This window comes from Qipengyuania qiaonensis (assembly GCF_019711515.1).
In the GTDB taxonomy this organism is placed as follows: Bacteria; Pseudomonadota; Alphaproteobacteria; order Sphingomonadales; family Sphingomonadaceae; genus Qipengyuania; species Qipengyuania qiaonensis.
On the sequence record NZ_JAIGNO010000005.1, the window covers coordinates 133901 to 157212 of the forward strand.

Annotated in this window: 20 protein-coding genes and 1 tRNA gene; 17 read left to right on the top strand and 4 right to left on the bottom strand. The window is 61.9% G+C overall.

The annotated features are described in order from the left end of the window. Position 1 precedes the first annotated feature (1 nt). The 4 genes from K3174_RS10000 to K3174_RS10015 are packed head-to-tail and all read left to right on the top strand — an operon-like array spanning position 2 to position 5708. Positions 2 to 964, top strand: a complete 963-nt coding sequence (locus K3174_RS10000; RefSeq protein ID WP_221558124.1) for an Mrp/NBP35 family ATP-binding protein — start codon at positions 2 to 4, stop codon at positions 962 to 964. Further along, positions 943 to 3240 (top strand): xanthine dehydrogenase family protein molybdopterin-binding subunit, encoded by a 2298-nt coding sequence (locus K3174_RS10005; RefSeq protein ID WP_221558125.1) that lies wholly within the window; start codon positions 943 to 945, stop codon positions 3238 to 3240. Before K3174_RS10000 ends, K3174_RS10005 begins: the two co-directional genes overlap by 22 nt. Continuing rightward, a complete protein-coding gene (gene hemH / locus K3174_RS10010) occupies positions 3237 to 4265 on the top strand; it encodes a ferrochelatase (RefSeq protein ID WP_221558126.1) in 1029 nt (342 codons plus the stop codon). The genes K3174_RS10005 and hemH overlap by 4 nt, the downstream gene beginning before the upstream one ends. Before the next feature lie 39 nt (positions 4266 to 4304). Beyond that, entirely contained in the window at positions 4305 to 5708 is a 1404-nt protein-coding gene (locus K3174_RS10015; protein WP_221558127.1) for a cytochrome P450, read from the top strand. Between the two features lie 85 nt (positions 5709 to 5793). Here K3174_RS10015 and K3174_RS10020 read toward each other — a convergent pair whose 3' ends face one another. Then, a complete protein-coding gene (locus K3174_RS10020) occupies positions 5794 to 5952 on the bottom strand; it encodes a DUF1674 domain-containing protein (protein ID WP_221558128.1) in 159 nt (52 codons plus the stop codon). Positions 5953 to 6009: 57 nt separating this feature from the next. Here K3174_RS10020 and K3174_RS10025 point away from each other — a divergent pair, with 57 nt between their 5' ends. After that, positions 6010 to 7242, top strand: a complete 1233-nt coding sequence (locus K3174_RS10025; RefSeq protein WP_221558129.1) for an RsmB/NOP family class I SAM-dependent RNA methyltransferase — start codon at positions 6010 to 6012, stop codon at positions 7240 to 7242. 75 nt (positions 7243 to 7317) lie between these two features. Here K3174_RS10025 and K3174_RS10030 read toward each other — a convergent pair whose 3' ends face one another. Beyond that, positions 7318 to 9666, bottom strand: a complete 2349-nt coding sequence (locus tag K3174_RS10030) for a TonB-dependent receptor (RefSeq protein ID WP_221558130.1) — start codon at positions 9664 to 9666, stop codon at positions 7318 to 7320. A 389-nt stretch (positions 9667 to 10055) separates the two neighbouring features. Then, positions 10056 to 10592 (bottom strand): peptide-methionine (S)-S-oxide reductase MsrA, encoded by a 537-nt coding sequence (gene msrA / locus K3174_RS10035; protein WP_221558131.1) that lies wholly within the window; start codon positions 10590 to 10592, stop codon positions 10056 to 10058. Between the two features lie 101 nt (positions 10593 to 10693). On the opposite strand from msrA, the gene K3174_RS10040 reads away from it, so the two are divergent. The 9 genes from K3174_RS10040 to fghA all read left to right on the top strand — a co-directional run bounded on the left by K3174_RS10040 (position 10694) and on the right by fghA (position 17296). After that, positions 10694 to 11539, top strand: coding sequence for a class I SAM-dependent methyltransferase (locus K3174_RS10040; RefSeq protein ID WP_221558132.1), 846 nt, complete (start codon positions 10694 to 10696; stop codon positions 11537 to 11539). Positions 11540 to 11619: 80 nt separating this feature from the next. Next, the gene (locus K3174_RS10045; RefSeq protein ID WP_221558133.1) at positions 11620 to 12384 is read left to right on the top strand and encodes an SIMPL domain-containing protein; all 765 of its coding nucleotides are present in this window, start codon (positions 11620 to 11622) and stop codon (positions 12382 to 12384) included. 10 nt (positions 12385 to 12394) lie between these two features. Then, positions 12395 to 13258 carry an N-carbamoylputrescine amidase gene (gene aguB, locus K3174_RS10050; protein WP_221558134.1) on the top strand — a complete coding sequence of 288 codons (864 nt, stop codon included), beginning with the start codon at positions 12395 to 12397 and terminating at the stop codon, positions 13256 to 13258. Between the two features lie 30 nt (positions 13259 to 13288). Continuing rightward, positions 13289 to 13777 (top strand): 2-amino-4-hydroxy-6-hydroxymethyldihydropteridine diphosphokinase, encoded by a 489-nt coding sequence (folK, locus tag K3174_RS10055; protein ID WP_221558135.1) that lies wholly within the window; start codon positions 13289 to 13291, stop codon positions 13775 to 13777. 63 nt (positions 13778 to 13840) lie between these two features. Then, positions 13841 to 13916 (top strand) — tRNA-Lys (locus K3174_RS10060). A 58-nt stretch (positions 13917 to 13974) separates the two neighbouring features. Then, the gene (locus K3174_RS10065; RefSeq protein WP_221558136.1) at positions 13975 to 15081 is read left to right on the top strand and encodes an S-(hydroxymethyl)glutathione dehydrogenase/class III alcohol dehydrogenase; all 1107 of its coding nucleotides are present in this window, start codon (positions 13975 to 13977) and stop codon (positions 15079 to 15081) included. Further along, positions 15081 to 15806 (top strand): CoA transferase subunit A, encoded by a 726-nt coding sequence (locus tag K3174_RS10070; protein ID WP_221558137.1) that lies wholly within the window; start codon positions 15081 to 15083, stop codon positions 15804 to 15806. Before K3174_RS10065 ends, K3174_RS10070 begins: the two co-directional genes overlap by 1 nt. Further along, complete coding sequence (locus K3174_RS10075; RefSeq protein ID WP_221558138.1) at positions 15806 to 16447, top strand: CoA transferase subunit B; 642 nt, start codon at positions 15806 to 15808, stop codon at positions 16445 to 16447. Before K3174_RS10070 ends, K3174_RS10075 begins: the two co-directional genes overlap by 1 nt. Before the next feature lie 3 nt (positions 16448 to 16450). Next, complete coding sequence (fghA, locus tag K3174_RS10080; RefSeq protein ID WP_221558139.1) at positions 16451 to 17296, top strand: S-formylglutathione hydrolase; 846 nt, start codon at positions 16451 to 16453, stop codon at positions 17294 to 17296. A gap of 38 nt (positions 17297 to 17334) precedes the next feature. On the opposite strand, the gene K3174_RS10085 is transcribed toward fghA, so the two are convergent. After that, positions 17335 to 18018, bottom strand: a complete 684-nt coding sequence (locus K3174_RS10085; protein ID WP_221558140.1) for a queuosine precursor transporter — start codon at positions 18016 to 18018, stop codon at positions 17335 to 17337. Between the two features lie 127 nt (positions 18019 to 18145). Here K3174_RS10085 and K3174_RS10090 point away from each other — a divergent pair, with 127 nt between their 5' ends. The 3 genes from K3174_RS10090 (at position 18146) to K3174_RS10100 (ending at position 23266) form a co-directional block, all read left to right on the top strand. After that, a complete protein-coding gene (locus tag K3174_RS10090; protein ID WP_221558141.1) occupies positions 18146 to 19492 on the top strand; it encodes a NupC/NupG family nucleoside CNT transporter in 1347 nt (448 codons plus the stop codon). A gap of 12 nt (positions 19493 to 19504) precedes the next feature. Then, complete coding sequence (locus K3174_RS10095) at positions 19505 to 20446, top strand: isopenicillin N synthase family dioxygenase (protein ID WP_221558142.1); 942 nt, start codon at positions 19505 to 19507, stop codon at positions 20444 to 20446. A gap of 252 nt (positions 20447 to 20698) precedes the next feature. Beyond that, positions 20699 to 23266, top strand: a complete 2568-nt coding sequence (locus K3174_RS10100; RefSeq protein ID WP_221558143.1) for a TonB-dependent receptor — start codon at positions 20699 to 20701, stop codon at positions 23264 to 23266. Positions 23267 to 23312 lie beyond the last annotated feature (46 nt).

Below are 23312 nucleotides of genomic sequence, written 5' to 3' on the forward strand. Positions count from 1 at the left end.
CATGAGTTCAATCGACCCGAAATCGCTGTTGCCTGCCAGCATCGCCGAACATGTTGCAACGCTTTCCCTGAAGGGTGGGAGGGCGATCGTCGTGGTCGATGCAGCCGGGCTGAACGAACAGCAACGTGACGAGATCAAGCGCTCGATCGACACCGCCTTGTCCGCTCGGGACGATGTTGCGGAAGTCCGGGTCGTGTTGACGGCAGAGCGCAAGCAGCGCCGACTTATCGCGATCGGCAGTGGCAAGGGCGGAGTGGGCAAGTCGACGCTGACTGCCAATCTGGCGATCGCCCTCGGTCGCGCAGGGCGCAGGGTCGGACTGGTCGACGCCGATATCTACGGCCCTTCGCAGCCGGTCATATTCGGCAATCAGGGCCAGAAGCCGGTCGCGCGCGATGAAAAGCTGGTCCCGGTCGAAAGCGCCTTTGGCATCCCCGTGCTCTCCATGGGGCACCTCGTCGAACCGGGTCGCGCATTGGCTTGGCGGGGGCCGATGGCTGGCAATGCCCTGTCACAGCTGGTCGACGCGCACTGGGGCGATATCGATACGCTGCTGGTGGACCTGCCGCCGGGGACGGGCGATGTGCAGCTTACCATGCTCCAGCGGTTCAAGCCGGCGGGGGCGGTACTGGTTTCCACTCCGCAGGACCTTGCGCTGATCGACGCGGCGCGCGCCGGGCAGTTGTTCGATCAGGCGGAAGTGCCCGTCATCGGGCTGGTCGAGAACATGGCTGGTTATGCCTGTCCGCATTGCGGCGAGGTTTCCGATCCGTTCGGCAAGGGCGGGGTCGAGACCGCGGCCGAACGCCTCGAATTGCCCTTTCTCGGGCGCATCCCTCTGGATCTGGCCATCCGCGAGGGGAGCGACAGGGGCACGCCACCTGCCGCGGGCGACGATGCGCTTGCCCGGCCGTTTCACGACATTGCCGCCAAGGTCGACGCATGGATTGGCGCGACAAGCTAGGCGATTTTCCGGTCACCCGTCGGCAATTGGTCGCGGGTGCATTGGTCGGCGGCGGCCTGGCCGTCGCCTGGTGGCTGTGGCCGCGACATTATTCAAGCCCGCTCGCACCCGGCCCGGACGAGCGTGACTTCGGTGGATGGATCACTATCGGGCGCGATGGCGTCGTTACGGTGGCCGTTCCCCAGCTGGAAATGGGACAGGGGATCACGACCGTTCTGGCGCAGGTCGTGGCAGTCGAGCTCGGTGCGGACTGGCGGCAGATCGCGGTGGAACCTGCGCCTCCTTCGGGTCTCTACGCCAATATTCCGCTGGCTGCGAAATGGGCTCCGCTGTGGTCTAATCTGCCGGCATTCGCCAGCGATCCCGACAGCCGATTGGCCGAGAATTTCGCTCGCAAGAGCGCATTCATAGCGACGGCCGACGGCATGTCGCTGAGCGGATACGAAACGCCCTTGCGGGAGGCTGCGGCAAGTGCCCGGGCATTGCTGGCCATGGCCGCGGCAGCGCGCTGGGGTGTCGATTGGGAGGAGTGCGAAGTCGAGCGCGGATTGGTGCGGCATGGCGAACAGGAGCTGGGTTTCGGCAAACTGGCCGAGGCAGCAGCGGAACTCGAACCGCCCGATCCGCCACCCTTGAAGGTCGAGCCGGCTGCAGAAGATCCTTCTCCGATCGAAGCCGAACTTGCCCCTTCATTTCCTCGCCTCGATCTCCCCGCCAAGGTCGATGGCAGCTTCCTTTTTGCCGGCGATATCCGTCTGCCGGGAATGGTCTATGCTTCGATCAGGCATGGGCCGCTGGGCAATACCGATCTCGTGCGCTTCGACACGAAGGCAATTTCCGGGCTGAAGGGCCTTGTCGCGGTGGTGAAATCCAAGCGCTATCTGGCAGTCGTTGCTGAAAGCTGGTGGATCGCCGAGCAGGCCCTCAAGTCGATGCGTCCCGTCTTCGGCGGCCCCGGATCGGTCGAGAGCGTTGCGGCTTTGGAGGCACTGGAAGCGGCGCATGAAACGACCGATCTCGAGCGTATTGTGGAGGTGGGCGATGCCGATGGCCTGCTTGCGCGGCCAGACCATGCGGAAACCTATATGGTCGCGCCTGCCGTTCATGCCGCCATCGAAACCGCCAGCGCAACCGCGCGCTACGATGGTACGACGCTTGAGCTGTGGATCGCCGCGCAGGCGCCCGAACTGACCCGGCGCGCTGCGGCGAAAGCGATAGGAATCTCGCCGCAGGACGTCGTTCTCTACCCCACGGCAGCGGGCGGCAGCTTCGATGCACGACTGGAGCGGCGTCACGCTATTGAGGCCGCCCAGATCGCCGAGCAAATCGGACGGCCCGTCCAGCTGACCTGGCCGCGCGTGCAGGAGTTCCAGTCGATCCCCGTTCGCACGCCGGTCAGTGCCCGGCTGGAAGCAGCCTTCGTGCCGACGAGCGGAGGACGCATCGCGGCCTGGCGTACGCGTCTCGCCATGCCGGCTACGGTTCGCGAGTTTGGCAACAGATTGTTCGACAACATGACGGCAGAGGCCGCGGCCGAGCGTTCGGAGGGCGAAGCCGATGTGCTTGCCTGCGAAGGTGCGGTGCCGCCCTATCCCATCGAGAACGTGGCGATCGATCACCTTCCGGTATCGTTGCCTTTTCCTACCGGGCGCATGCGGGGCAATGCAGCGGCATACAACGCCTTCTTCACCGAAAGCTTTATCGACGAACTGGCCGAGCGAGCCGGGCGCGACCCCTTTCTCTATCGCATGGAGATGCTGGGGCAGTCCCCGCGCATGGCCGACACGCTGCGTCGCGCCACTCGGCTGGCGAGCTGGGATGGCGGTCGACGCGGGACGGGCCAGGGTCTCGCCATGGTGCGTATGGGGTCGCCGGACGGCGGTGGACGGATCGCTTGCGTGGCGCAGGCTTCCTTGGGCGAGGGCGGCGTGCGGGTGACGAAACTTCATGCAGCCGTCGATATCGGCCGCGTCGTCAATCACGACATCGCCCGCCAGCAGATCGAAGGCGGGTTGATCTTCGGCCTGTCGCTCGCGACGGGTTCGAGCATTGCCTATGAAGACGGCAAACCGGTTCCCAATCGTCTGTCGGGTCTCGCACTCCCCACTCTGGCCGACTGCCCCGAAATCGTGATCGAGTTCGTTACCGGCGACGGCCCGGCCTTCGATCCGGGCGAACTGGGCGTGGCGGTAGCGCCGCCGGCCATCGCCAATGCCCTTTACTCCGCGACCGGAGTGCGCTTTCGCCGACTGCCATTGCTTTCGGAGGGTTTATGACCTGGCGCGACCAACAGCTACCGGCCGATCACCCACCCGTGAAATCGGGCGGCATCGGGGTGCTGATTGTCAATCTCGGCACGCCCGACGCACCCGAACCGGGGCCGGTAAAGCAATATCTTGCCGAGTTTCTGTCCGATCGCCGCGTGGTCGAAATTCCCGCCATCGTCTGGCAGCCGATCCTGCGTAGCATTGTTCTCAACACGCGCCCGAAGAAGAGCGCGCATGCCTATGGACAGGTCTGGACGCAGGAAGGATCGCCGCTGGCGGTCATCACCCGCCAGCAGGCCGAAGCCATGCAGACGCGATTGGGTGAGGGCGTTCGTGTCGACTGGGCGATGCGCTACGGCACACCATCGATCCCCGACCGACTGCAGGCCCTCATGGATGCCGGGTACGAGCGGATCCTGCTCGCGCCGCTCTATCCGCAATACAGCGCCGCCACGACCGCCACGGTTGTGGACAAGGCTGCGGATTATCTGCGCACAATGCGTTGGCAACCTGCGTTGCGCACCATGCCGCCCTATCACGACGATCCCGCCTATATCGACGCACTGGCCGCGGATATCGGGAGACAACTCGATGCACTGGATTTCGAACCCGAGGTGCTGCTGCTGAGCTTCCACGGCATGCCCGAGCGCACCCTGCACCTGGGCGATCCGTATCACTGCCAGTGCCAGAAAACCTCGCGGTTGCTGCAGGATAGGTTGCGGCGCCCCGGTCTGAAAATCCGCACCACCTTCCAGTCCCGCTTCGGTCGTGCAAAGTGGCTCGAACCCGCGACCGATGCGGTGCTCGCGCAAGAGGCGGGGGCGGGCACGAAGCGCCTCGCAATCGCCGCGCCCGGCTTTTCCGCCGATTGCCTCGAAACGCTGGAAGAGCTTGCGATTCAGGGGCGCGAGCAATTCACGGAGGCTGGGGGAGAGCGGTTTGCGGCACTGTCTTGTCTCAATACTTCCGGAGCCGGGCTCGCCATGCTGGAAACCCTGTTGCGGCGCGAATTGTCAGGGTGGATTAACGGCTAGACATTACTTACACTGCGGTAAGTTGTCAGGAGCTACCTTATGGCCTCGCTCGCCGCGCACCAATCTGCTGCAGTCGCCCCGTCCCACTGGACGGAAGGCAATCCTTCCGAAGATGCGCTCGCCCATATTCCGGGAGAGAAGGGCTGGCCGCTCGTCGGCAACACGTTCAAAATGCTTGCCGATCCGCATGGCGTGGTCGGGGCGATGGTCGCGCGATATGGCCGGGTCTACAAGAACAGGGCGTTCGGCGGGTGGACCGTCGCGCTGATCGGGGCCGATGCCAACGAACTGGTGCTGTTCGACCGCGACAAGCTGTTTTCCTCCGAACAGGGCTGGGGACCGATTCTCGACCAGCTATTCCCGCGAGGTCTGATGCTCATCGATTTCGACCATCATCGCGCCGACCGCCGGGCGTTGTCGATCGCTTTCAAGCCCGAACCGATGCGGCATTACACGGGCGCACTCAATCGTGGCATCGCCAGACGCGTAGCGGAATGGGGCGGTGGCACGATGTGCTTTTACCCTGCGATCAAGGAACTCACGCTCGATCTCGCGGCGGACAGTTTCATCGGCATACCCTGGGGACCCGAAGCGGACCGGATCAACCGCGCCTTTGTCGATATGGTGCAGGCCAGCGTCGCTCCGGTGCGCAAGCCGCTGCCCTTCACCCAGATGAAGAAGGGTGTCGACGGGCGCGCTTTCCTGGTCGACTATTTCACCAAGGAAACCCACCGCCGCCGGGCAGAAGGCGGCGGGCAGGACATGTTCAGCCAGTTCGCCACCGCCGAGTACGAGGATGGCAGCCTGATGCCGGTCGAGGAGGTGGTCGACCACATGAACTTCCTGATGATGGCCGCGCACGACACCATTACGTCGAGTGCGACCTCGCTGTTATGGCTGCTCGCCAAACATCCCGAGTGGCAGGAGAAACTACGCACGGAGATAGAAGCCGTCACCGGCGGCGCGGATGCAAATGGCAAGCCGCGCGATCTGGCCTACGACGATCTCGGCAAGCTCGAACTGACCGAAATGGCGTTCAAGGAGGCTCTGCGCTTTGTCCCGCCCGTGCCTTCCATGCCCCGCCGCGCGCTGCGCGAATTCGAGTATGGCGGCTACACGATCCCGGCTGGCACGCCTGTCAGTATCAACATCCACTGGACGCACCACAGCGAGGAATACTGGGACGAACCGGAAAAGTTCGATCCGCTGCGCTTTACGCCCGACAAGGTGAAGGCGCGGCACAAATACGCCTGGGTCCCCTTCGGCGGAGGCGCGCATATGTGTCTCGGCCTGCATTTCGCCTATATGCAGGTGAAGATCCTGATGGCGCAGTTGCTGCCGCGCTATCGTGTTGAACTGACCGATGGCGACCCGGACTGGCAGGCCTGGCCGATCCCCAAACCGAAAGATGGGCTGAAGATCGCGCTCAAGCCCATCTCCTAGTCGTTGCGAGCTTAGCGAAACAATCCACGGAATAGTCCTATGGATTGCCGCGTCGCCTGCGGCTCCACGCAATGACCGATGCTACTCAGAAATCTATAGCGATGCCGTCCTTCACCCAGTCGCCATAGCGGGTGGGGCTCAACTCTTCCTCGTCCTTGCCCTTTTTCGGTTCGGGCGGGGGATCGTTGGTCCAGTGCGAGGGCTTTTCGAATCCCTCCGGGCGTTTGCTCGCGCGTTTCGACATGGCCCCAAGATGATGGTGCTGGCGGCTTTGCGCAAGTCCGCGTAAGGCGCCCGGCCAATGGCCCAACCCCAAGGTATCCATGCCCGCCGCGCGGCACTGCGTCTGCTCGATGCAGTGCTGCGCCGCGGCGAAACGCTCGACATCGCGTTCAACGGTGCCACGAAGGACGTGCGCAAGTTCGAGGACAAGGCGCTTGCCCGCGCCATCGCCAGCGAGGTGCTGCGGTGGCTGACCGATCTCGACGCACTGATCGACAGCGCCACGAAAAAGCCGCTGCCAGACGATGCCAAGGTACGCACCGTTCTGCGCATGATGCTGGCGCAATGGCTCCGGCTCGATACACCGCCGCATGCGGTGGTGGCGACGGGACTGGATCTGCTCGCGGGCGGTCCGCGCAGATTGGCACATGGCGTCTTCTCCACGCTCACCAAGCGCGAGGCCGCGCTTCCCGATGTCCCGACAATGCCCGTCGAGGTGGCTGCGCGCTGGGGCGACCGCACGCCTGCTATCGCCGCCGGCCTCGCCGAGCCCCCGCCGCTCGATCTGACCCTGCGCAATCCGGCCGAGACCGAACACTGGCAGGCGAAGATGTCCGCCGACAGCCTGCTGCCCGGGCATTTGCGCCTGCCGCGCGGCGAAAATGTCGAAAAGCTGCCCGGTTTCGCCGACGGTGCGTGGTGGGTGCAGGACCTCGCCGCATCGCTTCCGGCGCGCCTGCTTGGACAGGGCGAGGGCCGGCACGTGCTGGACCTGTGCGCTGCACCCGGCGGCAAGACGCTGCAGCTGGTGGCGCAGGGCTGGAAAGTTACCGCGCTCGATATCTCCAAGCGCCGGCTGGACCTGCTGAAGGCCAATCTCAAGCGAACGGGTCTCAAGGCCAGCACCGTGCGCGCCGACGCACTGACATGGGAGCCGAAGCACCAGTTCGACGCAATTCTGCTGGACGCACCCTGCACCGCCACCGGCACCGCCCGCCGCCATCCCGACGTCCTTCACCGCATCGGCCATCGCCAGATCGAGGAGATGGCTGAGTTGCAGAAGGCATTGGTGGAGCGTGTGCAGGCCTGGCTAAAGCCGGGCGGAACGCTGGTCTATGCAACCTGCTCGCTGGAGCGCGAAGAGGGCGAAGCCCGGGCAGCGGCTGTCGATCTGACCGCAGCTCCGATCCTGGCCTCCGAATTGCCAACCGGGCTGACATCCACCGAAGAAGGGTGGCTGCGTACCGATCCCGGAATGCTTCCCGACGCAGGCGGCCTCGACGGATTTTTCGTCGCGCGCTGGATCAGGTAGCGATGCTTAGCCGCAGTCGATAAAACGGGCCGCCGGAGCGCGAACTCCGGCGGCCTCGTCCTAACATCGCTGCAATCAGTTGCCGAAGCGTGCGGTCAACTGGATGCCGTAGAATCGCGGCTCGGCCGGAATGAAGGTGGGGATGCCGAATGCGCCCCCCGTGTTCCCGGCGTCAAGCAGGTAATCCTCGTCGAAAGCGTTGCGGATGAAGCCGGCGATCTCGTAGCGGTCGTCGGCCAGACTCACGCCCGCGCGCGCATTGACCAGCGTCACCGGCCCCTGCGAAATCAGCTCGCTATTGGGCACTTCGAAATAGATCCGGCTGCGATGCGTGATGCTGGGCGTGGCAAACAGGCGCGCGCCGCCGCCGAGCGGATAGTCGATGGTGAAACCACCGGCGGCCTGGAACTCGGGCTGGAGACGGAAGCGTGCGCCCGAGAACTGCGGAGCGAAGGAATTGTTCTCATCGATCCCGCCGTCGATATAGCCGGCATTGGCGAAGACACTGAACCAGTCGGCAAGCTGGACCGAGATTTCCGCTTCGACCCCAAGATTCGAGGCCTTACCGGCGCTTTCAGTGCGGCTCATACCGTCGGTGTCAACGACGGTCACCTGGAAGCCGTCGTAGACCTGATAATATGCCCCCAGCGAACCGGAGACGCGGCCGCTTGCGAGCTTGATCCCTCCCTCGTAATTCCACACCGTCTCTTCCGGCACTAGCTGCAGGTTGGGCACTACCGTTCCGGCAGTATCCTGCGTCGCCGAAAGCTGCACTACCGGAGAACGGCGTCCCTTGGAGACGGTCGCAAAAACGTTCACTTCGGGCGACACGCGATACAGCACGTTGAAACGCGGCAGCCACGCATCGAAGCTGTCTTCGGCGGAAAAGACCCGGCCGCCAGTATCGAGCTGACCCGGTACAAGCGGCGCGCCGCTAAGCACCGAGTTGGGAACGTTGGTCAGATAGCCCGACCGGCGATCTTCCGTAAGATAGCGCAGGCCGGCAGTCAGTTCGAGCGAGTCGCCGACAAGGTAGGTGACATCGGCGAATACGGAGTAACTGTCATTTTCACCCCGGTTCTCGAATTCCGAGCGATAGGGAATCGCGCTTACCGCACCCCCGGTGGCCAACCCGGTCACTGCCGAGGATGGCACGCTGCCATCGGGTGCCACACAGGGAATGCCGGCAATCAGCGGGTCACCGAACAGCGAGCTGAGGCATTGCAGGAATGTCCCTTCCTCGGTCGAGAAAGGCACGTTCTGACGACCTTCCTCGCTGAAGATGTTCCAGCCGAACGAGCCGCGCAGGTTCGTGCCGGAATAGCTGAAACGACCCTCGTGGCTGAACTGGTTGCCCTTGGCGATCTCGGCGAATTCGAGGAACGGGGCCGCCGAACCGTCGGCGTCGAAGACTTCGGCGCTGTCGAATTCGCGGTAGCCATTGACCGTGGTGAAGGTCCAGTTGTCGTCGATGGCCAGTTCGGCAGTGAAGTTCAGGTCGTAGACTTCGCGATTCAAACCGAGTTGCGCATCGCCGAGCGCGTCCGCCGAATAGGGCGAGCCGCCGAGATTGGCATCCTCGAAAGCGTTGTCCGGGCCGCCCGGTGCACCGGCAAAAGCGGGCAGGGTGCCCGACACGAATGGCGTACCGCCATTGCGTTGCTGGTCATACGTGCCGATCAGATCGACTGTCAGTTCCGGGGTTGGGGTGTAGCGCAGCGACGCGCGCACCCCCAGTTGATCCTGCGCGTAAAGTTCCTCTTCCTGGCTCTCGGCGAGGTTTTCAACATAGCCATCGCGCGTGCGCCATTCGAAGGCGACGCGACCGGCCAGAACGTCCGACCCGGCATTGACATAGCCACCGAGCAGTGTCTGGTCGAAATTGCCGTAGCTGCCGGTCAGCTCGCCCGAGAAGCCTTCGCGCGGGCGGGCGGAGATGAGGCTGATTGCACCCACGGCAGACGCGGTGCCGAACAGCGTGGCTTGCGGCCCCTTGATGACCTCGACCCGGTCAAGGTCGTAAATGGCTTGGTACGACCCGCGCGAGCGCGAGATATCGACGCCATTGTAATAGAGCGTGACGCGCGGACCTTGTTGCGAGGAACCGCTGTCCGAGGTGATCCCGCGGATCACGACGCCGGGATTGTTGGCGCTCTGCTCCTGAATATTGAGGCCCGGAACATAGTTCGACAGTTCGTCGAGGTCGGACACCCCAAGGTCTTTGATCCGTTCGCCCGTAACGGCCGTGATCGTGATCGGCACATCCTGCGCGCGCTGTTCGACCTTCTGCGCGGTCACGACGATGGTATTGCCCGAAAATCCGCTTTCGGGCGTTTCGCTCTCGGCTTGCTCCTGCGCAAAAACAGGGGCGGTGGGAAGCGCGATCGACGCGAGCAGAGCTGCGCGGAACAAAGCTGTTTTCATGACCGGGGTATCGTCTCGACTTGTTGGGAAATAAGGTTCGCCAGCCGGGTAGAATTGCCTTGTGACGCAAAGATTGCCGTTGGCCTGCAGTTTTATGAAGCTGTGGCGGAGCGTAATTTCGTTGCATTGCAGCAACACTGGCTGCTCCTGCGCGCACCCATGATACGGCGCTGCGGTTTGGCGCCGAATACCCTATGCGATCCCAGACTTTCCTACTGGCAAGTGGACGTGGCAGCTATAAGCCCATGCCGCGCACGCCCCATCCGCTGTTTGCCATCGCCAGCCTGGAGGCCATCCATCGGGTGGCGGATTTTTCGTCCCTGAACAGTGTAACAGGCGGTCCATGTTTCAGCTTCGCCGTCACGAAGCTGAACGCGCGGACCGCCGAATCAGGCGTCTTCCTTCAGGTATTTCTGGAAGCTCTTGCGCAGCTTCATCAGCTTCGGCGGTATCACGGCCAGGCAATAGGGGTTTCGCTGGCCTTCGCCTTCCCAGTATTCCTGATGATAGTCCTCGGCCGGATACCATTCGCCGCCTTCGATGGTCGTCACGGCTTCCTGTCCGGGATGCTCGTCGTTCCAGCGGTCGATCGCGGCGCGCGCCTCGTCCTCCTGTCCTTCCAGCGGAAAGATGGCGCTGCGGTACTGGGTGCCGACATCGTTGCCCTGCCGATTGAGCTGGGACGGGTCATGGGTGCCCATGAAGACGTCGTACAACTGTTCGAGGGTGATCTGCTCGTCGTCGAATGTCACTCGTACACCTTCGGCATGGCCGGTATTGCCGGTGCAGACCTCCTTGTAGGTGGGGCTGGCCTGGTGACCGCCGATATAGCCGCTCTCGACCCCGCTCACGCCGATCACGTCCTTCATCACTGCTTCGGTGCACCAGAAGCACCCGCCGGCAACGATCGCCTGTTGTTCCGCCATGTCCGTATCTCCTTGTTGGACGCCCAGATAGGAATCCGTCTCGCGCTTGTCATCCGCTGCATGCAGGTGCAGGACGATACGGACTGTTCAGAGGGAGAGACATGATGCGTTACCTGCTTGCAACCGCCGCGCTGGCATTTGCCGTTCCCGCGGCTGCGGATAATCACGAATTGCCGAGTGCGGAGGCGTTTGCGGCAACCCACGCCGAAGCCATGTCCGGTGCGATCAACCATCCCAGCCGGGCCGACGACCGGGCGCGAGACCAGTATCGCCACCCGGCGGAAACGCTCGCCTTCTTCCGCGTCGCGCCCGACATGAAGGTCGGCGAATATGCGCCGGGCGGCGGCTGGTACACCCGGGTACTCGGTCATTACCTTGGCGGCGAAGGCAAGCTCGTCGGTCTCTATTTCGATCCCGCCAGCGGGCCGTTCAACGACGAAACCCAGCAAGGCATCCGTGCAGGCGCCACCGGCTTTGCTGCCAAGACCGCCGAATCCACCGGCCTTCCGGCAGCCAACTTCTCGGCTTTCACACTGGATGCGGTGCCTGAAGGCGAAGCCGGAACATTCGACCGGGTTGTCGTCATCCGCATGCTGCACAACATGATGCGCTGGAACAATGCCGACAGCGAAATCAAGGCCATGCGCGGCCTGCTCAAGCCGGGCGGTATGCTCGGCATCGTCCAGCATCGTGCGCCCGCGGAAGCAACGGCTGAATATGCCGATGGCTCGAAGGGGTATCTGCGGCAGGATGACGTGGTTGGGTACATCGAGGCGCTCGGCTTCGAATTCGTCGGCAGCAGCGAGGTGAATGCGAACCCCGCCGACAGTGCCGACTATCCGGAAGGCGTCTGGGAAATGCCTCCCAGTTTGCGCACCAAGCGCGACGATCTGAAGGACAAGGGCGAAAGCGACCGCATGACCCTGCTGTTCCGCAAACGCGATTGATCGATAGAGACCGTCAGCAGCGGTTCAGGCGATGAGAGGCAACCCTTCGATGTGATGCTGTTACATCGAAGGGTTGTTGCATGTCGAAATCGCTCTCCGTTCTGCTCGCGGCGCCACTGGCGCTGGCCGCCTGTTCCGATCGAACCGACGAGGCGCGGGGCGTAGATCACGGCGAAACGCTCCTCTCGGTCAGCGCCAGCGGGCAGGCCGAAAGTCGCCCAGATCGCGCGCAGTTCCAGGCGGGCATCGAAACCTGGGCGCGCTCGGCCAGGGATGCGAGCGCGGCCAATCAGGAGAAAATTGCCGAGATCGTAGCAGCTTTGCGCGAACTCGGCGTGGAACAGGACGATATCCAGACCCGCGCAGTGAGCGTGCAGCGGATCGACTGGGGCGACCGGAAGGGCCAGTTCCAGGCGAGCAACGTGGTCGAAGTCACCATGCGCAGTCCCGACAAGGCGGGCGAAGCGGTGACCGCCGTGACCGAGGCCGGTGCCAACATCGTTGCGGGCCCCAGCCTGTCGATGACAGATCCCGAGGCGACGGCCAATCTCGCCTACGCCGATGCTTACAAGGCGGCGAGGAAGCGCGCCGAAGCCTACGCCGCAGCAGCAGGAATGGAAGTCAGCCGGGTACTGTACATCCGCGATGCGGGGGGCACGCAGGGGCAGACATGGTTACGCGGCGCCGATGCGACGGCCGAAAGCGCGGCAATCCGCACGCAGAATGTCGCGCCTCCGCCGCCGGTCGCCATGCCCGCGCCCGAGCAGGGTTCACCTTCGATGATGATCGGCACGACGCGCAGCGACGTCTATATCCAGGTGGACTTCGCCCTGCGGGAGAAATAGTGCGAAACGCATGAGAGAACTGACCGTCGCCGTCCTGCAATTGCCGCTTGCTCGTTCCAATGCGGCGGAAAATATCGCCGCCGTCTCCGCTCTGGTCGAGGAAGCAGCGGGCAAAGGCGCACAAGTGATCCTTCCGCCTGAACTGTTCGCGGGCGAGTACTTCTGCCGCGAGGAGGAGGAGGCGCTATTCGACCTTGCGTATCCGACGTCGGAGAGCCCCAGTGTGCAGGCGATGCAAGAGCTTGCGCACAAGCTCGGCGTGGCGATCCCGGCCAGCTTCTTCGAACGCGACGGGCAGCACTACTACAACACGCTTGCGATGATCGGGCCGGATGGCAAGATCATGGGCACCTATCGCAAGAGTCATATCCCCGATGGACCGGGCTACGAGGAGAAATACTACTTCCGCCCCGGCAATGACGGGTTCAAGGTATGGGACGTTTTCGACGCGCGTATCGGCGTCGGCATCTGCTGGGACCAGTGGTATCCCGAATGTGCCCGGGTTATGGGGCTAAAGGGAGCCGAAGTGCTGTTTTACCCGACAGCCATCGGTTCCGAACCTTACGATGCCGATCTCGACACCAGCCGCATGTGGCGCCGCGCGATGATCGGGCACGCCGTTTCGAACTGCATGCCCGTCTGCGCTGCCAACCGCATCGGCCATGAAGGACCGGCCGACCGCCAGCAGAGCTTCTACGGCCACAGCTTCATCTCCGACGAATGGGGCGATCTGGTCGAGGAATTCGGCGGCTCTTCCGAAGGAGTGCTGGTGGCGACACTCGATCTCGATCGCGCAAGGAAACACCGCGCGGGCATGGGCTTCTTCCGCGACCGCCGTCCCCAGCTTTACGGTCGCATCTGCGAGGATGTCTGACGCTGGTGCGACGCAAGAATGAATACTGTCATGGCAAGCGAGCATCGATATCTGGTCGCGCTGGGATCGAACCGGCGACTTGCCGGTATTGGCGATCCCCGCGCGGTACTGGATGCAACGTTGGGCGCGCTGGCACATGAGGGTTGGCGGGTCGAAGCGGTTGCGCGATACATCGAAAGCGCGCCGGTTGGCCCGTCTCTGCGCCGTTATACCAACGGCGCAGCGCTTATTGTCGGCGACCTGGCGCCGCCCGACGCGCTCGAGAACCTGCAGGGCATCGAACAAGCCTTCGGGCGCGATCGACGGGGGCAGCGCTGGCGTTCGCGCACGCTCGATCTCGACATCGTTCTGTGGAGCGGGGGAACATGGCATTCGTCCGGCTTGACGATCCCGCATCCGCTGTTCCGCCAGCGCGATTTCGTACTTCGTCCGACGGCTCAGATTGCGCCGAACTGGCGTGACCCGGTTTCCGGTCTCTCGCTTCGCCAGCTCGCAGCACGGGCTGGCCGACCGGACTGACGAGATTGCCGCATCACCCGCTTGACCGCCCGCGGCAGCGCCCCTAGGTGGCACGCCGTGGTCGGGCCGTTAGCTCAGTCGGTAGAGCAACTGACTTTTAATCAGTAGGTCGCTGGTTCGAACCCAGCACGGCTCACCACCATCGTCCGCCCCCGAGGCCGGATCGCCGGCTCACACAGACCGGAGCAAGCTATTCCATGAAGACCCGCGCCGCCGTAGCCTTCGCCCCCAAGCAGCCGCTTGAAATCGTCGAGCTCGATCTGGAGGGCCCCAAGGCCGGCGAGGTGCTGGTCGAGATCATGGCAACCGGAATCTGCCACACCGATGCCTACACTCTCGACGGGCTCGATAGTGAAGGCATCTTCCCCAGCGTCCTTGGCCACGAAGGTGCGGGCGTGGTCCGCGAAGTCGGCGCGGGCGTGACCAGCGTGAAGCCCGGCGATCATGTGATCCCGCTTTACACCCCCGAATGTCGCCAGTGCAAAATGTGCCTCTCGGGCAAGACCAATCTGTGCAGCGCGATCCGCGAAACGCAGGGCAAGGGCCTGATGCCCGATGGAACCACACGGTTCTCCTATCAGGGCAAGCCAATCTACCACTACATGGGCTGCTCGACCTTTTCGAACTTCACCGTCCTGCCGGAAATCGCGGTCGCCAAGATCCGCGAGGACGCACCGTTCCACACCACTTGCTATATCGGATGCGGCGTGACCACGGGCGTCGGCGCGGTGGTCAATACGGCACAGGTTAAGCCGGGCGACAATGTGGTGGTGTTCGGGCTCGGCGGGATCGGCCTCAACGTGATCCAGGGTGCGCGGATGGCGGGGGCCGACCGGATCGTGGGTGTCGACATCAACCCCGACAAGAAGCCCTACGCCGAACATTTCGGGATGACCGACTTCGTAAATCCGAAGGAAGTCGACGATGTGGTCGTACATCTGGTTCAGATGCTCGACGGCGGGGCGGATTACAGTTTCGACTGCACCGGCAACACCGAAGTCATGCGTCAGGCGCTCGAATGCTGTCACAAGGGCTGGGGCACCAGCATTGTCATTGGAGTGGCCGAAGCGGGCAAGACGATCGAGACGCGCCCGTTCCAGTTGGTGACGGGTCGCAACTGGCGTGGCACCGCGTTCGGTGGAGCCAAGGGGCGTACCGACGTGCCCAAGATCGTAGACTGGTATATGGACGGGAAGATCCAGATCGACCCGATGATCACCCATGTCCTGAAGCTGGAAGAAATCAACAAGGGTTTCGATCTGATGCATGAAGGCGAAAGCATCCGCAGCGTGGTGGTTTATTGATGGCAGACAAGCTCTTTTCCGATCCTGCTTCGGCCCTCGACGGGCTGCTTGCCGACGACATGCTGATCGCGAGTGGGGGTTTCGGCCTCTGCGGCATTCCCGAACGGCTGTTGACGGCTATCCGTGACAGTGGGGTCAAAGGCCTGACATTCGCCAGCAACAATGCCGGTATCGACAATGAAGGCATCGGCATGCTGCTGCGCACCCAGCAGGTAAAGAAAATGATTTCGTCCTATGTCGGCGAGAACAAGGAATTCGAGCGGCAGTTTCTCTCGGGCGAGCTCGAGGTCGAGTTCTGTCCGCAGGGCACGCTGGCCGAGCGCATGCGCGCAGGTGGAGCCGGCATTCCGGGATTTTACACCAAGACTGGTGTCGGTACCCAGGTGGCCGAAGGCAAGGAAGTCAAGGAATTCGATGGCGAGGAGTATATCCTCGAACGCGGCATCTTCGCCGATCTCGCCATCGTGAAAGCGTGGAAGGCGGACGAGACGGGCAATCTCGTGTTCCGCAAGACTGCACGCAACTTCAACCTGCCCGCTGCGACCTGTGGCAAGGTCTGCGTGGTCGAAGTGGAGGAGGTGGTGCCGACCGGCAGCCTCGATCCCGATTGCATCCACTTGCCGGGCGTCTACGTCCAGCGGATGATCGTGGGCGCTCCCTACGACAAGAAGATCGAATTCGAGACCACCAGAGAACGCGATGGCCGCGAAAGGGAGAGCGCCTGATGAGCTGGGATCGCAACCAGATGGCAGCCCGCGCGGCCAAGGAGCTGGAAGACGGCTACTACGTCAATCTCGGCATCGGTATCCCGACGCTGGTCGCCAACCATATTCCCGCGGGCATGCAGGTCACACTGCAGAGCGAGAACGGCATGCTCGGCATCGGGCCGTTCCCCTATCCCGACGAGGTCGATGCGGACCTGATCAATGCGGGCAAGCAGACCATCAGCGAATTGCCGCACAGCGCCTATTTCGACAGTGCAGCTAGCTTCGCGATGATCCGCGGCGGGCATATCGATCTGACCGTGCTCGGCGCGATGGAAGTGGCTCAGAATGGCGACATCGCCAACTGGATGATCCCGGGCAAGATGATCAAGGGCATGGGCGGCGCGATGGATCTGGTCGCGGGCGTCAAAAAGATCATCGTCGTGATGGAGCACACCGCCAAGGATGGCAGCCCCAAATTCATTCCCGAATGCACCCTGCCACTGACCGGCAAGAACGTGGTCGACATGATCGTCACTGATCTGGCCGTGTTCCATCGTCCCGATCATGACAGTGCCTTCCGTCTGATCGAGCTGGCGCCCGAAGTGACCGCGGACGAGGTGGCGGACAAGACCACTGCGAAATACGAAGTCGCGCTTTAAAACATGGCGAGCGCGCTTGAGACGATCGAGGAGCATCGCAGCCACGGCGGCGTTCAGGGTGTCTATCGCCACGCCTCGCGCAGCACCGCTACCGAGATGATTTTTTCCGTCTTCGTGCCTGAGCACGAAGAGGGTGTGGCGCTGCCGGTACTGTGGTTCCTCTCCGGGCTGACCTGCACCCATGCCAATGTTACCGAGAAGGGCGAATACCGCGCTGCCTGTGCGGAGCACGGTGTGATTTTCGTGGCTCCCGATACTTCGCCACGTGGCGAAGATGTGCCCGATCACGAGGCCTATGATTTCGGCCAGGGCGCAGGCTTCTATGTCGATGCGACCGAGGCACCTTGGGCCGGGCATTTTCACATGCGCAGCTATATCGAGCACGAACTGCCCGCGTTGATCGGTGCGCATTTCCCTGCCGACATGCAGCGACAGGCAATCACCGGCCATTCCATGGGCGGGCACGGGGCGCTCACAATCGGCCTGCGCAATCCCGGACGTTTCCGTTCGATCAGCGCTTTCTCGCCGATCGTCAGCCCGCTGAACTGCCCATGGGGCGACAAGGCGCTGGGCGGCTATCTCGGTTCCGATCGCGGCATTTGGCGCGAATACGATGCGTGTGCGCTAATCGAAGACGGTGCGCGGGTCGAGAACCTGCTTGTCGATCAGGGCACGGCGGACAATTTCCTCGAAGAACAGCTCAAAACCGAACTGCTGGCCAGGGCGTGCGATGCTGCGGAAATCTCGGCGGAAATCCGCATGCAGGAAGGGTATGACCATTCCTATTACTTCATCTCGAGTTTCCTCGCCGAACATGTCGGCTGGCATGCCCGTCACTTGCGCAGCTAAATCCTTCAGAGGTGAACTAAGGACGGAACCGGTCGTCCCTAACGCCGGTCGAGCCAGCGAGCGAGCGCGACTCCGCCGGTAATCAGGAACGGCACCAGCACCAGGCTCAGCGCGACCTTGGCGATGACCTGGCCAATCAGCAGATTGGTGATCTCGAACTGGCCGTAAAAGGCGAGCGTGATGAAGATCACGGAATCGATCGCCTGGCTCAGTGCGGAGGCAATCGCGCCGCGGACCATCAGCGATACGGTCGATGTGCCTCCCGACGAACCGCGCAGGCGCGAGAAGATCCACACATTGAGCAGCAGTGAAACGATATAGGCGGCGGGGCCTGCCATCCATACGCGCCACAGGGTCGCATGAACGCGCTCGAACGCGGCCAGGTCCTCGCCGCGGAACTCGACCATTTCGACCGAGGCGGGAAGATTGAGCACAAGCTGCATCAGCAGCGAGGCTATCAGCAGAGGAATAAAACCCCACCAGACGATCCGGTTGGCGAGCTTCTCGCCATAGAGCTGCGCGATCGTGCTCGAAATCACGACCAACAGAAGAAAAGCGAATATGCCCGATTCGACGGCCAGTTCCGTTGGCCAGAGCTGGACCTGCTTGAAGGCCAGCACCCCCGCCAGCACGGTCATCCCGCCATATAGCAGCGTGTAGACAAACAGACCCAGCGGCATGGCTGCGGCGGCGAGCCGGGTTTGGTTGGCGGGTTCGGTCATTAATCGGCCTTGTCAGTTTCGTGGACGGCACAGCCGTCAGCATGTGGCGAAAATTGACTAATGGAGCAGTGCAAGCAAGACAGCAGTCGATTTCATCCGCAACTTGTCCTTTCCCGAAGGGAGCCCGATGTCGCCCATCCTGATCAATCTCGCCGGCATAATGGCGATCCTGCTGATCGCCTTCCTGCTGTCGACGGGCAAGCGGCGTATCCGGCTGCGCGTTGTGGGTGCCGCCTTCGCATTGCAGGCGCTGATGGCACTTCTGGTTCTGCGCACGCCGTGGGGCGTGCAGTTGATTCAGGCGATGTCGAACGGCGTGATTGCGCTGCTCGACTATTCGAAAGTGGGGATCGAGGCGGTGTTCGGCTCGATGGATGCCAACCCGTTCACCAACACGTTCCTCATCGCCGCGCTACCGGTGATCGTCTTTTTTGCCGCCATCGTTTCGATCCTCTATCACTGGGGCATCATGCAGCGCTTGGTGCGCTGGGTCGGCGGCGCGATCGGCTGGATCACCGGGATCAGCAAGGTCGAGGCGCTCGGCAGTGCGGCCAATATCTTTGTCGGACAATCGGAAAGTCCGCTGGTCGTCCGCCCCTATCTCGCCGCGTTGACGCCCAGTCGCCTGTTCACTCTGATGAGCGTAGGCATGGCGGGGGTCGCCGGTACCATCCTGGCTGCCTATGCCAGCTTCATCGGAGCGGAGGCGGTGCCTTTCCTGCTCGCCGCGGCTTTCATGTCCGCGCCGGGCGGCATATTGATGGCCAAGATCATCATGCCCGACGATGATAGCATGCTGGCGCGCGATGCCGCCGAAATGGCCGGTGTCGATCCGGAAGACGAGATCGTCCTGCCGAAGTCGCGCATCAGTGCCGAGGGTCCCGCCGCATTGACCGAGAGCGGGAAGGCGCACGAGGTGGAGGTCGCAGAAACGTTCGAGGAAGGTCACAAGCCGGCTAATGTGATCGAGGCCGCCGCGCAGGGAACGCAGACAGGGGTCAAACTCGCCGTGGCGGTCGGTGCGATGGTCATGGTATTCGTGGCGCTGGTGGCGCTGGCCAACGGCATTCTTGGCGGGATCGGCGGCTGGTTCGGCTATCCCGACGTGAGCTTCCAGCAACTGCTCGGCTTCGTCTTTGCCCCAGTCATGTACCTGATCGGAATCCCCTGGGAGCAGGCGGGGGTCGCGGGCGGGCTGTTCGGCACCAAGATCGTGCTCAACGAATTCGTCGCCTTCATCGAACTCGGTGCTATGGATGCAAGCGTTCTGACCGAACGCAGCAGGGCCATTATCACTTTTGCGCTGTGCGGCTTTGCCAATTTCAGCTCGATCGCCATCCAGATGGCGGTAACCGGCGGGCTGGCACCGAACCAGCGCCCGGTGATCGCCAAGCTCGGCCTGCGTGCGCTCGCTGCCGGCTCGCTCGCCAACCTCATGAGCGCGGCGCTGGCGGGACTGTTTCTGCCATACTAAAGAACGCTCGTTATGACCGATTCGAACACCGACATCGCGGTCGTGTCCCTGGCACAGCCGCTTGAGAGTATTGCCGATGAGCTGGGGCGCAGCTTCGAGGAATATGGCTTCGCGGTCATCCGCGATCACGGCATCCCGCAGGAACTGATCGACCGCGCCGAAAAGCTGTCGAAGGAATTCTTCGCGCTGCCCGACGATGCGAAGAAGGCGTACCATATCCCCGGCGGCGGCGGTGCACGGGGCTACACCCCGTTCGGCACCGAAAAGGCCAAGGATGCGAAGGTGCACGATCTAAAGGAATTCTGGCACGTCGGGCGCGAATTGTCGGCAGGGCACGATCTGGCGAAGTACATGGCCGACAATATTTGGCCGGACGAAGTGGACGGCTTTCGCGAGACGTTCACGGAGCTTTATGCAGCCTTCGAGCAAGCTGGCGGACGGGTGCTCGAGGGTATCGCGCTCCATCTCGGCCTGCCCCGCGATTTCTTTGCCGCCACTGTCGAAGACGGGAATTCGGTCATGCGTCTGCTACGCTACCCTCCGCTCGAAGGCGAGGAAGCCCAAGGCGCGATCCGTGCAGCGGCGCATGGGGACATCAACACCATCACGCTGCTGTTGGGCGCTGAAGAGGCGGGGCTGGAACTGCTGACCGCGCAGGGCGAATGGAAAGCCGTCGACCCACCCGAAGGCGCGCTGGTGGTCAATATCGGCGACATGCTCGACCGGCTGACCAACGGCAAGCTGCGCTCGACCACGCATCGGGTGGTGAACCCGCGCGGTGAGGCGGCTTATCGCGCACGGTATTCGATGCCGTTTTTCCTCCACTTCCGGCCCGACTACGTGATCGAGACTCTGCCGTCCTGCATCGATCCCGAACAACCGCAAGATCATCCGGAAGCGATCTCGAGTCACGATTTTCTGATGCAACGTTTGCGAGAGATCAATCTGGCCTGAACACTGGGACGAGAGCGAAACCGTTGCAATCGAGCATCAGCCAATGGTTTTTCGGATTTGTGGCGAAATTGCCACGCAAAAAAATCGTCTATTTTCATCGTGTTGATGATTCCGTGTGCGGGTGCGTCTCGCATGTGCAACATTTGTCTTGATCCTGTCATAAAAAGATAGCTTGGGCGGGGCGTCCTCCCGGAAGCGGGAGCGCGCTATCCAGTTTCAGCAAACCTTTAACGAGACGAAGGGATCATCTCGATGAAGTTCAAGTATCTCCTGGCCGCATCGGTGGTCAGCACCGCCAGCGCCATGGTCGCCGCCCCGGCAGCCGCACAATCGACCGGTTCGATCGATTTCGACGACAATGTCATCGTTGTTTCCGGCGCTCGTTCATCCGATGTCGGCGGTGTCGACATTCCCGATACGCCGAAAGCGAAGGTGCAGCTCGATTCAGAACTGATCCTGCGTCAGGCCCCAGGCCAGACGATCAACGACACGCTGAACCTGGTCCCCGGTGTCAGCTTCACCAACAACGATCCGTTCGGCTCGCTCGGTGGTAACTTCACGATCCGCGGCTTCAATTCGGACCGTATTTCGCAGACGTTCGACGGTATTCCGCTGAACGATTCGGGGAACTACGCGCTCTACACCAACCAGATGGTCGATCCGGAAATCATCGAATCCGCGACGGTCACCCTCGGTTCGACGGACGTCGACAGCCCGACGGCAGCAGCAGCGGGCGGCACGATCAATATCCGTAGCAAGGTTCCGGACGACGAGTTTGGCGTCCAGACCACGCTGACTTACGGCAATATCATCTCGAGGGGCGATCCGGGCGATCGCATGATGTATCGCTTCTTCGGCAAGATCGAAACCGGTGAAATCACCCCCGGCGGCCTCAAGGCTTTCTTCAGCGCCTCGCGCACGGAGAACGACTCTACGTTCTCTAACTACGGTGGCGTCGATAAGCAGCAGTATAACGGTAAGATTTTCCAGCCGTTGGGCGACAATGGAGACTTCGTCTCGATTGCGGCTCACTACAATCAGAACCGCAACAACTTCAACGGTTCGCCGGTGAATTTCAGCGGGATCGAAACCTACGCGATCCAGGAACCGGAGGATCGTTTCTACGAATTGTTCGACGGTACGCCTTGTACGTTGGCAACACCCGTGTTTGAAACGTCTGCTGACATTGTTGACCCGTCTAATGTCGATGATTTCATCGCTTATAGCGATGCCGATGGTTACAATAGCTGTGGTACCCCGTTCGAGCGCCGTTACAACCCGTCCAACACAGGCAACGTTCGCGCTAGTTCGCTGTTTACGCTCAGCGATAAGTTGACGTTGACAGTTGATCCCAGTTTCCAATGGGTCAAGGCAAATGGCGGTGGTACGTCGATCGGCTACGAAGGATTTTCCGCTGACGGATATACTGGAGGTATCTTCACCGGTGACATCCGCAATCGGACGCGCATTCGTGTCACAGAGAACGACGACGGAACGAGTTCCATTTCTCCAAGTGCGACACAGTACTATTATTTCGGCGGCGTTGACCTAAATGGCGACGGCGATACGCTGGACTACGTAACGATCTTGTCGCCAAGTCATACGCAGACCAAGCGCTATGGCGTTATCGCCAACCTGATCTATGATATCACTCCGGATCATCGCGTGCGTCTTGCCTACACGCTCGATCATGCGCGCCATCGCCAGACAGGTACCGCTGGATCGTTGTTGCTCAATGCCGAACCGGTTGATGTCTTCCCGATCAACGATCCTCTGCTTGATGCAGATGGCGTCGCGCCACAGAAGCGTAACCGCAAATCTTTCGCGATCCTTAATCAGGTTTCGGCGGAGTATCGCGGCCAGTTTGGTGGGCTCACCGCGACGCTCGGCCTGCGCGTACCGTTCTTCGAACGCGAACTGAACCAATTTTGTGTCACCACGGATGCCTCAGGTAACGTGAACTGCATCAACGGTGATGCAGCGATTGCCGACTATCTTGTAGAGAACCCAAGTTTTGTTGCTCCTGTTTCGGCTACATACAAGTACGACAAGCTGCTGCCGAACGTAGGCTTGACCTACGAAATTACCCCTTCGACAAGCATCTTTGCAAGCTATGCGAAGAACCTGTCCGTACCGGGAACAGACGCTCTTTACGGTTCGCTGTTCGTGGGCGTTGCTCCGGTTCCGGAAACCTCGGACTCGTTCGACCTTGGCGTTCGCTACCAGACCGGCAATATCCAAGCGCAGGTCACCGGTTGGTATAACCAGTACAACAACCGTCTCGCCACCGCCTACGATCCGATCCTGGATCGCAGCATAACGCGCAACCTCGGCAAAGTAGAAAAATACGGCGTCGACGGCAGCATTGCCTGGAAGCCGGCTGATCCGTTTCTCCTCTACGTTTTCGGCTCTTACCTGAAGTCGGAAATCAAGGACGACGTGCAGATCGGCGCGGATTCGTTTGCGGCAACGGCTGGCAAGCGCGAATCGGGAGCGCCGAAATTCAGCTTCGGCGCTCGCGCGCAGGCTGAACTCGGTCCGGTTGAAATCGGCGCGCAGATCAAGCGCACCGGTTCGCGTTTCCTGAACGACATCAACACGGTCGAACTGCCCGGCTATACCGTGGCCGATCTCGACATGCGTCTGTCGCTGGGCCATTTCAACGAGGACTTCGAGAAGGCGTACTTCCAGATCAACGTCCTGAATGTTCTGGATGAGATCTATATCGGTTCGGCTGGAACTGGCCTGACGACTTCGGGCGGGTTCGTGAACATTGGTCCGCCGCGTGCATTCACCGCTTCGCTGATCTGGGGCTTCTAAGCTTCCACTTCGCGAGGGCGAAATTCAGGGCGGTCCTCCTCACGGA